We start from the raw sequence: 16,135 nt of genomic DNA, 5'->3' as shown, positions 1-16,135 counted from the left end.
AACTGGCGAAATTAAGAATTTTAGATAAAACACCAGGACGTTTAACTATTTTTATATTTTGTGATAAAAAACCGCCTGAACGGAAGTGTACGACGGTTTATTTGAAAGAGAGATTACGCGGTAGCAGAAACTGCGTCATCCTGATCCGGATTCACCTGCACTATCTCAATCTGATGAGACTGAAGAAGGGTATGGAGGGCCGGCCCGGGGAGTTCATCGGTAAACAACGCGGTAACCGCTGAGACATTGCCAATCTCTACCGCCGCGGAAGCGTGGTATTTGGTGTGATCGGCGGCAAGAAGAATATGTCTGGAGTGGGCCATCATCGTTTTCACCACGCTGGCTTCATTGACATCAAACTCCAGCAACGCGCCATCGCTTTCAATCGCCCCTACGCTGGTAACCAGATAGTCTGCACGAAAATTGGCGACAAACGCAGTAGCGGAAGGACCAATAATACCGCTGTTATGCGGGCGCAACGTGCCACCCGGCACCATCACTTCGAATCGCGGGTTGTTATAGAGAATATGCGCCACCCGCAGGCTGTTGGTGATAATGCGCAGATGATTGTGATTTAACAGCGCACGCGCCACCTGCTCCACGGTAGTGCCAATGGTAATAAAGATCGTCGATCCATCAGGGATATAGTCCGCCACCGCTTCCGCGATGGCTTTCTTTTCTTCTGTCCACGACACTTCACGTTGTTCAAATGCCGTATTAACGACGCTGGATGCCCGACCTGCACCACCATGATGGCGGGTGATCAGTCCCTGTTCACTCAGTTTACGAATATCCCGACGCACGGTTTGCGTGGAAACGTCCAGCAGGTCCGCCAGTTCGTCAATATTCATATAACCGCGCTCGCCAATGAGCGACAGCAACTGATCATGCCGTGGGTTACCGGTAAGTTCCGTAAGACTCATGAAAATTCCTCGAAAAACCATTACCCTGCATTTTATACAAAAAGTGACAGGAAAGAGCGGGTTTGATCACAGTCAGGGATCCCAGCCCGCCCGCCGGGGCGTGTACATTTCAGTGCCGCCACTCCGCTGGCGAATCTGACAGACTGTTGCAGAGAGTCGCCTGACGCAAGGCTAAACGCCAGCGCACCGTGAAAAACATCGCCTGCCCCGGTGGTATCCACAACATCTACCGTAAATCCGGGCTGGTGTCGAAGCGCGCCATTTTCTATCCAGTCACATCCTTCACGACCTTGCGTAACATAGACATGACCATTTGTGAGCGTTTGTGATTGTTTTAACGCAGCCACCGTCTCCTTGATCCCTGTCAGACGCGCCAGTCCAGGTGCCGAAAATGCGGCATGATCGCTTAAGGCCACCAGCTCACTAATGTCCTGCGGCGTCACATCGCCATCCAGCAGCGTTTTCACGCCCGCCTGACGCGCCAGCGTGAACGCCTGTTTTGCCCCTTCATGCCAGCGAACATCCGCCAGCACAATATCCCACTGAGCAAAGTCGATATCACCAAGCCATTCCGCAGTCAGCGGCAGGTCAGGACTGGGAAAATTAACGATAATCCGCTCCCCTTTTGCATCCACCATAATTGACGATTGCGACGACTTTGCCCCCGCATAGCGTCGTGTGTAACGGGTATTTACCCCCAGTGATTCCAGTTCCGCCAGAAGGCTATTCCCGGTGTCGTCATCGCCCACCCGACCTATAAAGTCCACTTGCGCACCCAGCCTCGCCGCCGCTACTGCGGCAGTCGCAGCAGGCCCGCCCCCCACTTCCGCATAGTGATTTGCCACATATTTTCCGCCTTCCGTGGGTAACGCTTCAACGTAATAAAGGCGATCCATCACGGTTATACCTACACAAGCAATACGAATCATGGTCATTCCTTAAGCATTTCGGGATGAGATCATTTTAATTTCACAAAATGTTTAAAAAGTGACGGCTGTCAATTTTTTGACCATAAATTACAAATACGATCAAAAACAGACAAAAACAGCCGTATGAAAATGACAAAAATTGACATCAACGCTTCAGGAGAACGATATGGCAGTTATCGCATTTATCGGATTAGGGCAAATGGGTGCCCCGATGGCGAGCAATTTACTTAAGCAGGGTCACCAACTCAGCGTTTTTGATATTAACGCCGATGCCGTACAACGCCTGGCAGAGAAAGGGGCGCAACCCGCCAGCTCCCCGTCGCTGGCCGCAAAAGGCGCTGAGTTTGTTATCACGATGCTGCCCAACGGCGATCTGGTACGCCATGTGTTATTCGGTGAAGAAGGCGTCTGTGAAAGCCTCTCCCCGCAGGCACTGGTGATTGATATGTCGACCATTCACCCGTTGCAAACCGACAAACTGATTGCTGACATGCGTCTCAAAGGCTTCGCCATGATGGATTGTCCGGTCGGTCGCACGTCCGATCACGCCGTCGCAGGCACATTGTTGCTGCTGGCAGGGGGAACGCCGGACCAGGTCGAGCGCGCCACGCCGGTGCTGATGGCAATGGGCAATGAATTGATCAACGCAGGCGGCCCTGGGATGGGGATCCGCGTGAAGTTAATCAACAACTACATGAGCATCGCGCTCAATGCGCTGTCCTCTGAAGCCGCAGTGTTGTGTGAAGCATTGGGGCTCTCCTTTGACGTGGCTGTAAAAGTGATGAGCGGAACGCCCGCCGGGAAAGGCCACTTCACCACGTCGTGGCCGAATAAAGTGCTGAAAGGCGATCTTTCCCCGGCCTTTATGATCGATCTGGCCCACAAAGATCTGGGTATCGCGCTGGACGTTGCCAACCAACTGCATGTTCCCATGCCGCTCGGTGCCGCATCCCGTGAAGTCTATAACCAGGCGCGGGCCGCAGGCCGGGGCAAGCAGGACTGGACCGCCATCCTTGAACAGGTTCGCCACGCTGCCGGACTGAACACCCCTCTTTGATACATAAAAGGACTGAAGTATGACTACGTACACCCTGAAAGATATCACCCGACCTTCCGGCGGTTTTGCCATGCTGGCGGTGGATCAGCGTGAAGCGATGCGCCTGATGTTTGCTGCCGCAGGCGCCCCAACGCCAGTCACTGACCAGCATCTGACGGATTTTAAGGTCAACGCCGCTAAAATCCTCTCTCCGTATGCCTCGGCGATTCTGCTGGATCAGCAGTTCTGCTACCGCCAGGTGGTGGAGCAGAACGCGGTCGCGAAAAACTGCGCCATGATTGTCGCCGCCGATGCTTTTATTCCCGGCAACGGCATTCCGGTCGATAGTGTCGTGATTGATAAAAATATCAATCCGCAGACGGTAAAAAAGGATGGTGCGAAAGCCCTGAAACTGCTGGTGCTCTGGCGTAGCGATGAAGACCCGCAGCAACGTCTGGAGATGGTGAAAACGTTCAATACGCTGTGTCATGACAACGGCCTGTTGAGCATTATCGAGCCGGTTGTACGTCCACCTCGCCGCGGGGACAAATTCGATCGTGAACAGGCCATTATTGAAGCGGCCAAAGAGCTGGGCGACAGCGGAGCCGATCTCTATAAAGTTGAAATGCCGCTGTATGGCAAAGGCACTCAGGAGGCTCTGCTCAGCGCCTCTCAGCATCTGAACGAACACATCAATATGCCGTGGGTCATTCTTTCTTCCGGTGTGGATGAAAAACTGTTCCCTCGTGCGGTCAGCGTAGCAATGCGCGCGGGTGCTTCTGGCTTCCTCGCCGGTCGTGCGGTCTGGTCGTCGGTGGTTGGTCTCCCGGACAGCGAGCTGATGCTGCGTGATGTTTCTGCGCCTAAGTTGCAACGTCTGGGTGAAATTGTCGATGAAATGATGGCCCGCCGCCGCTAATACGAGGATGAGAGAATGAAATGGTTTAACACATTGAGCCACAACCGCTGGCTGGAGCAGGAAACCGACCGCATCTTTAACTTTGGCAAAAACGCAGCGGTTGCTACCGGATTCGGCTGGCTGGGTAATAAAGGGCAGATAAAAGAGGAGATGGGAACACATCTCTGGATCACTGCGCGCATGCTGCACGTCTATTCCGTCGCTGCGGCGATGGGCAGACCGGGCGCTTACACTCTGGTCGATCATGGTATTAAAGCCATGAACGGCGCCCTGCGTGATAAAAAATACGGCGGCTGGTATGCCTGTGTGAATGACAAAGGCGTCGTGGATGCCTCCAAGCAGGGTTATCAACATTTCTTTGCACTGTTAGGTGCCGCCAGCGCGGTCACCACCGGACATCCCGAAGCCAGAAAACTGCTGGATTACGCCATCGAGGTGATTGAAAAATACTTCTGGAGTGAAGACGAGCAGATGTGCCTGGAATCCTGGGATGAGGCATTCAGCAAAACCGAGGATTATCGCGGCGGTAATGCCAATATGCATGCCGTTGAAGCCTTCCTGATTGTCTATGACGTCACCCACGACAAAAAATGGCTGGATCGCGCAATCCGCATCGCTTCAGTCATCATTCATGATGTCGCCCGCAAAGGGGACTATCGCGTGAATGAACATTTCGATGCTCAGTGGAATCCTCTTCGCGATTACAACAAAGACAATCCCGCTCACCGCTTCCGCGCCTATGGCGGTACGCCTGGCCACTGGATCGAGTGGGGCCGCTTGATGTTACACATCCACGCCGCTTTAGAAGCCCGCTGCGAGCAGCCTCCGGCCTGGTTGCTGGAAGATGCCAAAGGTCTTTTCCATGCCACTATTCGCGATGCCTGGGCGCCCGATGGCGCAGACGGCATCGTGTACACCGTCGACTGGGACGGTAAACCTATTGTTCGCGAACGCGTACGCTGGCCGATCGTAGAAGCGATGGGGACGGCGTATGCGCTGTATACCGTCACAGGCGACCGTCAATACGAAACCTGGTATCAGACCTGGTGGGAATACTGCATTAAGTATCTGATGGATTATGAAAATGGTTCATGGTGGCAGGAGCTGGATGCAGACAACAAAGTCACCACCAAAGTCTGGGATGGCAAGCAGGATATTTATCATTTACTGCACTGCCTGGTGATTCCACGTATTCCCTTAGCACCGGGTCTGGCACCGGCCGTGGCAGCGGGCTTGCTGGATATTAACGCGAAATAGGACCGTCAACAAAACACGGCCGGGCTACTCATGAAGTTGCCTGTGCCGTGGTTCAGTCAGAGTCTCTTTCAGGCAGGTGACGTGTATGCATAGTGGTGGAAAGACTATTTTACTCGCGGCAGGTGATTACCGGGCACAGATTGTTTCAGTCGGTGCCGGTCTTGCCGAACTCACATGGCAGGGTAACCATCTGGTGATACCGCACAATCCGGAAGAGATGCCGTTGGCTCATCTGGGGAAAGTCTTGATCCCCTGGCCGAATCGTATTGCCAACGGCTGCTATCAGTATGAGGGACAGGACTACCAGTTACCAATCAATGAGCACCGTTCTCAGGCCGCCATTCACGGTTTACTCGCCTGGCGCGACTGGCAGATTCAGGAGCAAACGGCTTCAAGGGTTTCTCTTACGCTGTTTTTACCCCCCAGCTATGGCTATCCCTTTTCGTTGATGTCGCAGGTTATCTATTCGCTGGATGCAGACACGGGGCTGACGGTTGACATCATCTGTCAAAATAGCGGTCTTCAACCTGCCCCTTACGGAGCGGGCGCTCATCCCTATTTAACCTGCAATTTAGCGCCTGTGGATGACTATCTGTTGCAGCTTCCGGCAAAACAGGTCTTCGCGGTCGATGCCAACGCGAACCCGACAGAATTGCATACCGTCGAGGAAATGGACCTGGACTACACCACTTTGCGACATATCGGTGACAGGAGCATTGATCATACTTTCCGGACTCACGCTCTCCCATGGGAAATACAGCTTATTCATCAGCAACAGAAATTATCGGTGAGTTTGTTTTCAGATCAGCCGTGGGTACAGGTTTACAGTGGCGAAAAGTTAAATCGTCGTGGCCTCGCTATTGAACCGATGAGTTGCCCACCCAATGCATTTAATTCCGGGACAGATGTCATCATCCTCGAACCAGAACAACAGCACACGTTAACGTTTAACATTCGAGGGAATAAATTGCCGGCAGCAAATTATTCTGCCTGAAAAATTCATCACTCTGGACCTGAAAATATCCAGAGTCACCCTTTTTAAAAGCATATGATAATAAAGGAAAGATAATGGATTTCTTCACATTATTTACATCTGATGGCGTGGTAATCAGTGCCCTTCTGGGATCTGTTGCTGGTGTGCTGGGCGCGGCGTTCTCCACCAATGGGTCACCGGTCGTAATGTACGGCAAGTTATGCAATTTCAGTAAAAGCATTCCGCGCTTTAGTTTTTTTATTCATTGCCTCCGGTGCGATGCTAATAAAAGGTGCAATGGGTATTTCCGCTATCACATTTTTGCTCTTTTAGCTGTATTGCAGTTACTGGTGGGTAAAAAAATAGCGGAGCTACGTAAGGCGGATGCCAGCCAATAAATAATCCGGTTCTATTTTCTGCGCTGCATACAAGGTCGACAATAACGGTTAAACGCCAATCAATAATAACCGTCTCTGTTCCACCACAATGCTCGCGCGCCTCAATGTTATGGAGACGTTTAAATGAGTACGCAAAACCGATTGTTACCCTCTGTTCAGTTAGAAAAAATGACTACGGGTTTTACGCTCCGTTATCAGCAACGCGTGCTCCTGCAGCATACGGCAGAAAAGCCGTGTCTGTGGGTGGGCGCGGGTGTCGCCGATATCGATATGTTTCGCGGCAACTTTAGCATCAAGGATAAGCTGAACGAGAAAATTGCCCTGACTGAGGCCACGATCAGCGACGTCCCCGATGGCTGGCAGATTCGGTTTAGTCGTGGCGATGCCATTCACGCAACGCTGCACATCTCTGCCGATGAAGCGGGCCGTTTGCAGTTCGATCTGCACAATGACGACTGTAACCACAACCGCATCTGGTTACGGCTGGCGGCTAACGCTGAAGACCACATCTACGGCTGCGGCGAGCAATTTTCTTACTTCGATCTGCGCGGGAAACCTTTCCCGCTGTGGACCAGCGAACAAGGGGTGGGCCGTAATAAGCACAGCTACGTTACCTGGCAGGCCGACTGCAAAGAAAATGCGGGCGGCGACTATTACTGGACGTTCTTCCCACAGCCAACATTTGTCAGTACCCAGAAGTATTACTGCCACGTGGATAACAGTTGCTACATGAATTTTGACTTCAGCGCGCCGGATTACCACGAACTGGCGCTGTGGGAGGAAAAAACCACCCTGCGCTTTGAATGCGCCGACAGTTATATCGCGCTGCTGGAAAAACTGACCGCGCTGTTAGGCCGTCAGCCAGAACTGCCTGACTGGGTTTATGACGGCGTCACGCTCGGCATTCAGGGCGGTACTGAGATTTGCCAGAAGAAACTGGATACGATGCGCCGTGCGGGGGTGAAAGTGAATGGTATCTGGGCGCAGGACTGGTCCGGGATCCGCATGACCTCATTCGGTAAACGCGTGATGTGGAACTGGAAGTGGAATCGCGACAACTATCCACAACTCGATAGCCGCATTAAGCAATGGAAAGCCGAAGGCGTGCAGTTCCTTTCCTACATAAATCCGTATGTCGCCAGCGATAAAGACCTGTGCGCTGAAGCGGCAAAGCAGGGCTATCTGGCAAAAGACATCATAGGTAATGATTACCTTGTTGAATTCGGTGAGTTCTATGGCGGTGTTGTCGATCTGACCAACCCGGCGGCCTACGACTGGTTCAAAGATGTTATCAAGAAAAACATGATTGAACTCGGCTGCGGCGGCTGGATGGCAGACTTTGGCGAGTATCTGCCGACCGATACGGTTCTGCACAATGGCGTCAGTGCGGAGATCATGCATAACGCCTGGCCCGCGCTATGGGCTAAATGCAACTACGAAGCGCTACAGGAAACCGGCAAGCTGGGCGAAATCCTGTTCTTTATGCGTGCCGGTTATACCGGTAGCCAGAAGTACTCCACCATGATGTGGGCAGGCGATCAAAACGTGGACTGGAGTCTGGACGATGGTCTTGCTTCCGTCGTGCCTGCCGCGCTGTCGTTAGGCATGAGCGGTCACGGTCTGCATCACAGCGACATTGGCGGTTACACCACGTTGTTTGAGATGAAACGCAGCAAAGAACTGCTGTTGCGCTGGTGTGATTTCAACGCCTTCACGCCGATGATGCGTACCCACGAAGGTAACCGTCCTGGTGATAACTGGCAGTTCGACAGCGATAACGAAACTATCGCCCATTTCGCCAGAATGACGACCGTGTTCACCACCCTGAAACCGTACCTCAAGCAAGCGGTCGCACAAAACGCTGCCACCGGCCTGCCGGTCATGCGCCCACTCTTTCTGCACTACGAAGACGACGCGCACACCTACACCCTGAAATACCAGTATCTGCTGGGAAGGGATCTGCTGGTCGCGCCGGTTTATGAACAGGGTCGCCATCACTGGACGCTGTACCTGCCGGAGGATAGCTGGGTGAATATCTGGACAGGAGAAACGCATAACGGTGGCGAAGTGACCGTGGACGCGCCGTTAGGCAAGCCTCCGGTCTTTTATCGCGCAAAAAGTGAATGGGCGTCGCTGTTTATGTCTTTACGCCACATCTGATAAGGCTCGCCCGTGGGGAAACTCACGGGCAAATGAGGGATAATCATGAGTCAAAACATAACCAATCCGGCAACCCTACGCTTGCCATTTAAGGAAAAACTCGCCTACGGAATGGGTGATTTAGGTTCCAATATTCTTCTGGATATCGGTACGCTCTATTTACTGAAGTTTTACACCGATGTGCTCGGTTTACCGGGAACATATGGCGGCATAATTTTTCTTATCGCCAAGTTTTTTACCGCGTTCACCGATATGGGAACCGGTATTATGCTCGATTCACGGCGAAAAATCGGCCCAAAAGGTAAATTCCGGCCTTTCGTACTGTACGCGGCGTTTCCAGTGACGCTGCTGGCGATCGCTAACTTTGTCGGCACCCCGTTTGAAGTCACCGGGAAAACCGTCATGGCGACCGTGCTGTTTATGCTCTACGGATTGTTCTTCAGCATGATGAATTGCTCATATGGCGCAATGGTGCCCGCTATCACCAAAAACCCGGATGAACGCGCCTCGCTCGCCGCCTGGCGTCAGGGTGGCGCCACGCTTGGCCTGTTGCTGTGTACCGTTGGTTTTGTGCCCGTCATGAACCTGATCGAAGGCAACTCACAACTGGGCTATATCTTCGCCGCAACGCTGTTCTCGCTGTTCGGACTGTTTTTCATGTGGTGGTGCTATGCCGGGGTGAAAGAGCGCTATGTTGAGGTCAAACCCGTTGACGCCGCGCAGAAACCGGGGTTATTGCAGTCATTTCGCGCCATCGCCGGTAACCGCCCGCTATTTATTTTATGTATTGCCAACCTCTGCACGCTCGGCGCATTTAACGTCAAGCTGGCAATCCAGGTCTATTACACCCAGTACGTCTTACACGACCCTATTTTGTTATCGTGGATGGGCTTTTTCAGCATGGGCTGTATCTTTATCGGCGTCTTTTTAATGCCGGGAATGGTGCGTCGTTTTGGTAAGAAAAAAGTCTACATCGGCGGGCTACTGATTTGGGTTGCAGGCGATCTGCTTAACTACTTCTTTGGTGGCGGCTCGGTCAGCTTTGTCGCGTTCTCCTGTCTGGCCTTCTTCGGCTCTGCGTTTGTAAACAGCCTGAACTGGGCGCTGGTGTCCGACACGGTGGAATACGGCGAATGGCGCACCGGCGTGCGTTCTGAAGGGACGGTCTACACCGGCTTCACCTTCTTTCGTAAAGTTTCACAAGCACTGGCGGGTTTCTTCCCGGGATGGATGCTGACGCAGATAGGTTATGTGCCTAACGTCGTGCAGTCGGCAGGAACGGTAGAGGGACTGAGACAGCTCATCTTTATTTATCCGTGTGCACTGGCGGTCATCACCATTATTGCGATGGGTTGCTTCTACAATCTCAACGAAAAAATGTACGTCCGCATTGTGGAAGAAATTGAAGCCCGGAAAAAACCGGCTTAATAGCCATAAAATTCACGCCCTGCGGGGCGTTTTGAGAGGCGATTATGTCTGACCATGATCCGCTAACGCTGAAACTGAGCCTACGTGAGAAGTTCTCCTATGGTATTGGGGATTTTGGCTCGAATCTGATGCTGTGTATCGGCACACTGTATCTGCTCAAGTTTTATACCGACGAACTGGGGATGCCTGCGTATTACGGCGGGATTATCTTCCTGGTGGCGAAATTCTTTACCGCCTTTACCGATATGCTGACCGGCGTCTTACTGGATTCACGCCGCAATATTGGCGTTAGGGGTAAATTCCGCCCCTTTATTCTGTATGCCTCTTTCCCTGTCGCGCTGGTTGCCAGCGCGCAGTTTATCGCCACGGACTTTACCCTGACGGTAAAAACGGCCCTGGCGACCGTGCTGTTTATGCTGTTCGGACTGTTTTACAGCCTGATGAATTGCTCATACGGTGCGATGGTGCCCGCCATAACGAAAAACCCGCATGAACGCGCCCAGCTTGCCGCCTGGCGTCAGGGGGGCGCAACCATTGGTCTGCTGCTGTGTACCGTCGGTTTCATGCCCATTCAGGCGTTGTTTACCCGTTCGCCGTCGCTGGGTTATTTGATCGCTGCACTGATTTTTTCCGTGGGCGGTCTGTGCAGTATGTGGTGCTGCTTCCGCGGCGTGAAAGAGCGCTATATTGACATTGCGCCAGATAACCATAAACCCAGCATCCTCAAATCGTTTTGCGCGATTTTCCGCAATCCGCCTCTGCTGGTGCTGTGCATTGCGAATCTGTGTACGCTGGCTGCCTTTAACATCAAGCTGGCGATTCAGGTCTATTACACCCAGTATGTGCTCAACGACATCCATCTGCTGTCGTGGATGGGGTTCTTCAGTATGGGATGCATTCTGCTAGGCGTGCTGCTGGTGCCTGCAACTGTCCAACGTTTTGGGAAAAAGCAGGTGTATCTCGGAGGGCTGATTCTGTGGGTTGTTGGCGATGTCCTGAATTTTTTCTGGGGCGGAACGTCTTTTTTGTTTGTGACCTTCTCCTGTATGGCCTTCTTTGGCACCGCTTTCGTGAACAGCCTGAACTGGGCGCTGGTGCCGGATACCGTGGATTACGGGGAATGGAAAACAGGTATTCGCGCAGAAGGGTCCGTCTACACGGGGTATACCTTTTCACGGAAAATTTCGGCAGCGCTGGCGGGTTTTTTACCCGGCATAATGCTGACCCAGATTGGTTATATTCCAAACATCGCGCAAAGCGATGCCACATTACTGGGACTGCGCCAGCTCATTTTTCTCTGGCCTTGTGGTCTGGCGATGATAGCCGCTTTAACCATGGGGTTCTTTTATAAACTTAATGAAGCGCGTTTCGCTTTAATTATCGAGGAAATTAACCAACGGAAAAAGAAAAACACGCTCTCTGATGTGAAAAATAACAATAAAACCGTCGCTACTGTAAATCTATAAATATGTCTTGCCGCTCTTTCCATCCTGATGGATGGCGGCTTCCCTACGTCTAAAAATAATGGATTTATGATGAAAACATTAACCTCTAGTATTTTATTATCTTCCGTGATTTCCACCTCTGCTTTTGCCGGTGCATATGTTGAAAACCGGGAAGCGTATAATCTGGCCTCAGACCAACAAGAAATTATGCTGCGTGTTGGCTATAACTTCGATATGGGCGCGGGCATTATGCTCACAAACACCTACACGTTACAGCGTAAAGATGAGTTAAAACATGGCTACAACGAGATTGAAGGCTGGTATCCGTTATTCAAACCGACAGACAAACTGACGATCCAACCCGGCGGATTAATCACCGACAAAAGTATTGGTTCCAGCGGCGCGGTCTATCTGGATGTGAACTACAAATTTACCCCGTGGTTTAACCTGACCGTACGTAACCGCTATAACCATAATAATTACAGCTCCATTGATTTAAATGGAAAGCTGGATAATAACGACACCTATGAAATCGGTAACTACTGGAATTTCACGATTACCGATAAGTTTTCATATACCTTCGAACCACACTATTTTATGCGGGTAAATGACTTTAATAGCAGCAATGGCAAGGATCACCACTGGGAAATAACCAACACCTTCCGCTATCGGATAAACCAGAACTGGCTGCCTTATCTGGAACTACGCTGGCTGGACCGGTATGTAGAACCCTATCATCGTGAACAGAACCAGATTCGCGTTGGGGTAAAATATTTCTTCTGACAGCCCGAAAAAAGAAAAGCCGCTGGAATCAGCGGCTTCAGATTGTTGACAAATCCGGTATTGGTCTTGCCGGATGGCGGCTGACACCTTATCCGGCCTACGTAAGACCGAAATATCAATGCGTTATACAATCTTTGTAGGCCCGATAAGCTTGCGCCATCGGGCATTTCATCGTTTGCCAGAAAATTTAAGCCGCTGATATCAGCGGCTTTTCTCGTCATAAGAGCGTGAATTACTCTTCTTTCGGTCCACGGTTCGCGCGGCGACGATCGTTTTCCGTCAGGTGACGTTTACGGATACGGATAGACTGCGGCGTCACTTCAACCAGTTCGTCGTCATCGATGAACTCAAGCGCTTGCTCCAGCGTCATCTTAACCGGCGGAACCAGAACCGTTGCTTCGTCAGTACCAGACGCACGCATGTTGGTCAGTTTCTTACCAGTCAGACAGTTAACCGTCAGGTCGTTAGAACGGCTGTGAATACCGATGATCTGGCCTTCGTACACTTCTGCACCGTGACCCAGGAACAGCTTACCGCGATCCTGCAAACCGAACAGTGCAAACGCAACCGCTTTACCCTGACCGTTGGAGATCAGTACGCCGTTCTGACGCTGACCCACTTCACCCGGACGTACATCGTCGTAGTGGCTGAAGGTGGAGTACAACAGGCCAGTACCGGAGGTCATAGTCATGAATTCTGAACGGAAACCGATCAGACCGCGGCTTGGGATCACGTAGTCGAGACGCACGCGGCCTTTGCCGTCCGGATTCATGTTTTTCAGGTCGCCCTTACGCTCACCCAGCGCCTGCATGACAGACCCCTGGTGTTGCTCTTCAACGTCCAGCGTCACGTTTTCGAACGGCTCTTGTTTACGGCCGTCGATTTCGCGGAAGATAACTTTCGGACGGGAAACCGCCATTTCGAAACCTTCACGACGCATGTTTTCGATCAGCACCGACAGGTGCAGTTCACCACGACCGGAAACACGGAACGCGTCCGCATCTTCCGTTTCTTCAACACGCAGCGCTACGTTGTGCACCAGCTCTTTGTTCAGACGATCAAGGATCTGACGAGAAGTAACGTATTTACCTTCTTTGCCGCAGAACGGAGAGGTGTTGACGTTGAAGAACATGGTAACAGTCGGTTCATCAACAGACAGGGCCGGCAGCGCTTCCACATTCTGCGGATCGCAGATGGTGTCAGAGATGTTCAGCTCGCCCAGACCGGTGATCGCGATGATATCGCCCGCTTCCGCCAGATCGCTGTCGATACGCTCCAGCCCCAGGTGAGTCAGCACTTTGCCCACTTTACCGTTACGGGTTTTGCCTTCGCTATCGATGATAGTGATCTGCTGGTTCGGCTTCACTTTACCGCGTTTGATGCGACCGATACCGATAACGCCAACGTAGTTGTTGTAGTCCAGCTGGGAGATCTGCATCTGGAACGGACCATCAAGGTCAACGTCCGGCGCAGGTACGTGGTCAACAATGGCCTGATACAGCGGGGTCATGTCTTCCGCCATATCTTCGTGATCCAGACCGGCAATACCGTTCAGCGCGGAAGCGTAGATGATCGGGAAGTCCAGCTGTTCGTCAGTCGCGTCGAGGTTTACGAACAGGTCAAATACCTGATCGACAACCCAGTCCGGACGCGCGCCAGGACGGTCAACTTTGTTGATGACCACGATCGGCTTCAGGCCGTGAGCAAACGCTTTTTTGGTCACGAAGCGCGTCTGCGGCATTGGGCCGTCAAATGCGTCAACCACCAGCAGCACAGAGTCAACCATGGACATGACACGCTCTACTTCACCACCGAAGTCTGCGTGCCCTGGGGTATCAACGATGTTGATACGGTAATCATTCCATTTGATAGCGGTGTTTTTCGCGAGGATGGTAATCCCACGCTCTTTCTCCAAATCGTTGGAGTCCATCACACGCTCTTGAGTTTCGGCACGAGAGTCGAACGTACCGGATTGCTGCAGCAGCTTATCAACCAGGGTAGTTTTACCATGGTCAACGTGCGCGATGATGGCGATGTTACGCAAATTTTCGATCACAACTTTGCCTCAGGCATTAGAAATAGCGCGTTATTGTACACGGATTAATCGCACTACAAAACAGGATCACAAACATCCTCCGCAAACAAGTAGTGCAGAGTTTCTTTGTGATCGCTTTCACGGAGCGTTAAAAGGGTTATACACGGCTCATTGCACCAGCATGGTGCTTAATGTTCACATTAAAGCACTATATTGGTGCAACACACACATCATGGTGCAGCCCTTTTGCACGATGGTGCGCATGATAACGCCTTTTAGGGGCAATTTAAAAGTTGGCACAGATTTCGCTTTATCTTTTTTACGGCGACACGGCCAATAATGAAAGAATTGAACACCTCGTTACCACGACGACCATGACCAATCTGGAGAGTTAAGTATGTCCGCTGAACACGTTTTGACGATGCTGAATGAGCACGAAGTGAAGTTTGTTGATCTGCGCTTCACTGATACCAAAGGTAAAGAACAGCACGTCACGATTCCTGCTCATCAGGTGAATGCCGAATTCTTTGAAGAAGGCAAAATGTTTGACGGCTCTTCAATTGGTGGCTGGAAAGGCATCAACGAATCCGACATGGTTCTGATGCCAGACGCGTCTACCGCAGTTATTGACCCGTTCTTCGCGGATTCTACGCTGATCATCCGTTGCGATATCCTGGAACCGGGCACCCTGCAGGGCTATGACCGCGACCCGCGTTCTATCGCTAAGCGCGCTGAAGAATACCTGCGTTCCACCGGTATCGCGGATACCGTTCTGTTCGGGCCAGAACCTGAATTCTTCCTGTTTGACGACATCCGTTTCGGCGCGTCAATCTCCGGTTCTCACGTGGCTATCGATGATATCGAAGGCGCATGGAACTCTTCCACCCAGTACGAAGGTGGTAACAAAGGTCACCGCCCGGCAGTGAAAGGCGGTTACTTCCCGGTTCCGCCAGTTGACTCCGCTCAGGACATCCGTTCTGAAATGTGCCTGGTGATGGAACAGATGGGTCTGGTGGTTGAAGCTCACCACCATGAAGTGGCCACTGCGGGTCAAAACGAAGTGGCAACCCGCTTCAACACCATGACCAAAAAAGCCGACGAAATTCAGATCTACAAATATGTGGTGCACAACGTCGCTCACCGCTTCGGTAAAACTGCGACCTTCATGCCAAAACCGATGTTCGGCGATAATGGTTCCGGTATGCACTGCCACATGTCCCTGTCCAAAAACGGTGTGAACCTGTTCTCTGGCGACAAATATGCTGGCCTGTCTGAGCAAGCGCTGTACTACATCGGCGGCGTGATCAAACACGCGAAAGCCATCAACGCCCTGGCGAACCCAACCACCAACTCATACAAGCGTCTGGTCCCGGGTTACGAAGCACCGGTGATGCTGGCTTACTCTGCGCGTAACCGTTCTGCCTCTATCCGTATTCCTGTGGTGGCCTCTCCGAAAGCACGTCGTATCGAAGTCCGCTTCCCGGATCCGGCAGCAAACCCGTACCTGTGCTTTGCAGCCCTGCTGATGGCTGGTCTTGACGGTATTAAGAACAAGATCCACCCGGGCGAAGCGATGGACAAAAACCTGTATGACCTGCCGCCGGAAGAAGCGAAAGAGATCCCACAGGTTGCCGGTTCTCTGGAAGAAGCACTGAACGAGCTGGATCTGGACCGTGAGTTCCTGAAAGCAGGCGGCGTGTTCACTGATGAAGCCATCGATGCTTACATCGCACTGCGCATTGAAGAAAACGACCGCGTGCGCATGACGCCGCACCCGGTAGAGTTTGAGCTGTACTACAGCGTTTAAGGTTTAGCCGTGGAAACTTTTAGCCTGTCTCTGGCAGGCTTG

12 protein-coding genes and 1 pseudogene are annotated in these 16,135 nt (G+C 52.0%); 10 read left to right on the top strand and 3 right to left on the bottom strand.

Annotated features, from left to right (window positions below; all coding sequences use genetic code 11):
- Nucleotides 1-113 precede the first annotated feature (113 nt).
- Nucleotides 114-923 (bottom strand): DeoR/GlpR family DNA-binding transcription regulator, encoded by an 810-nt coding sequence (locus WB371_RS16565; RefSeq protein ID WP_336221132.1) that lies wholly within the window; start codon nucleotides 921-923, stop codon nucleotides 114-116.
- A gap of 32 nt (nucleotides 924-955) precedes the next feature.
- On the bottom strand, nucleotides 956-1,852 hold the full coding sequence (locus WB371_RS16560) for a sugar kinase (RefSeq protein WP_336221131.1): 897 nt from the start codon (nucleotides 1,850-1,852) through the stop codon (nucleotides 956-958).
- Between the two features lie 166 nt (nucleotides 1,853-2,018).
- Here WB371_RS16560 and yihU point away from each other — a divergent pair, with 166 nt between their 5' ends.
- The 9 genes and pseudogenes from yihU (at nucleotide 2,019) to ompL (ending at nucleotide 12,251) form a co-directional block, all read left to right on the top strand.
- Nucleotides 2,019-2,909 (top strand): sulfolactaldehyde 3-reductase, encoded by an 891-nt coding sequence (gene yihU / locus WB371_RS16555; protein ID WP_336221130.1) that lies wholly within the window; start codon nucleotides 2,019-2,021, stop codon nucleotides 2,907-2,909.
- Nucleotides 2,910-2,928: 19 nt separating this feature from the next.
- On the top strand, nucleotides 2,929-3,807 hold the full coding sequence (yihT, locus tag WB371_RS16550) for a sulfofructosephosphate aldolase (protein ID WP_336221129.1): 879 nt from the start codon (nucleotides 2,929-2,931) through the stop codon (nucleotides 3,805-3,807).
- 15 nt (nucleotides 3,808-3,822) lie between these two features.
- Complete coding sequence (gene yihS, locus WB371_RS16545; protein WP_336221128.1) at nucleotides 3,823-5,064, top strand: sulfoquinovose isomerase; 1,242 nt, start codon at nucleotides 3,823-3,825, stop codon at nucleotides 5,062-5,064.
- An 85-nt stretch (nucleotides 5,065-5,149) separates the two neighbouring features.
- A complete protein-coding gene (locus tag WB371_RS16540; protein ID WP_336221127.1) occupies nucleotides 5,150-6,058 on the top strand; it encodes an aldose-1-epimerase in 909 nt (302 codons plus the stop codon).
- Nucleotides 6,059-6,171: 113 nt separating this feature from the next.
- A pseudogene (locus tag WB371_RS16535) lies at nucleotides 6,172-6,435 on the top strand (sulfite exporter TauE/SafE family protein); the annotation flags it as partial.
- Nucleotides 6,436-6,558: 123 nt separating this feature from the next.
- Entirely contained in the window at nucleotides 6,559-8,595 is a 2,037-nt protein-coding gene (locus tag WB371_RS16530; RefSeq protein ID WP_336221126.1) for an alpha-glucosidase, read from the top strand.
- A 45-nt stretch (nucleotides 8,596-8,640) separates the two neighbouring features.
- Nucleotides 8,641-10,023 (top strand): MFS transporter, encoded by a 1,383-nt coding sequence (locus tag WB371_RS16525; protein ID WP_336221125.1) that lies wholly within the window; start codon nucleotides 8,641-8,643, stop codon nucleotides 10,021-10,023.
- 44 nt (nucleotides 10,024-10,067) lie between these two features.
- Nucleotides 10,068-11,489 (top strand): MFS transporter, encoded by a 1,422-nt coding sequence (locus WB371_RS16520; protein ID WP_336221124.1) that lies wholly within the window; start codon nucleotides 10,068-10,070, stop codon nucleotides 11,487-11,489.
- A gap of 69 nt (nucleotides 11,490-11,558) precedes the next feature.
- Nucleotides 11,559-12,251: a porin OmpL gene (gene ompL / locus WB371_RS16515; RefSeq protein ID WP_336221235.1), complete on the top strand. Its 693-nt coding sequence runs from the start codon at nucleotides 11,559-11,561 to the stop codon at nucleotides 12,249-12,251.
- Nucleotides 12,252-12,483: 232 nt separating this feature from the next.
- Here ompL and typA read toward each other — a convergent pair whose 3' ends face one another.
- Nucleotides 12,484-14,307, bottom strand: a complete 1,824-nt coding sequence (gene typA / locus WB371_RS16510; protein WP_336221123.1) for a ribosome-dependent GTPase TypA — start codon at nucleotides 14,305-14,307, stop codon at nucleotides 12,484-12,486.
- Nucleotides 14,308-14,683: 376 nt separating this feature from the next.
- Here typA and glnA point away from each other — a divergent pair, with 376 nt between their 5' ends.
- Nucleotides 14,684-16,093, top strand: a complete 1,410-nt coding sequence (glnA, locus tag WB371_RS16505; protein WP_336221122.1) for a glutamate--ammonia ligase — start codon at nucleotides 14,684-14,686, stop codon at nucleotides 16,091-16,093.
- The last annotated feature ends 42 nt before the right edge of the window (nucleotides 16,094-16,135 follow it).

The organism is Citrobacter amalonaticus, assembly GCF_037053465.1.
In the GTDB taxonomy this organism is placed as follows: domain Bacteria; phylum Pseudomonadota; class Gammaproteobacteria; order Enterobacterales; family Enterobacteriaceae; genus Citrobacter_A; species Citrobacter_A amalonaticus_H.
Note: the sequence above shows the minus strand (reverse complement) of the source record. Positions and strands in the feature narration are given on the sequence as shown.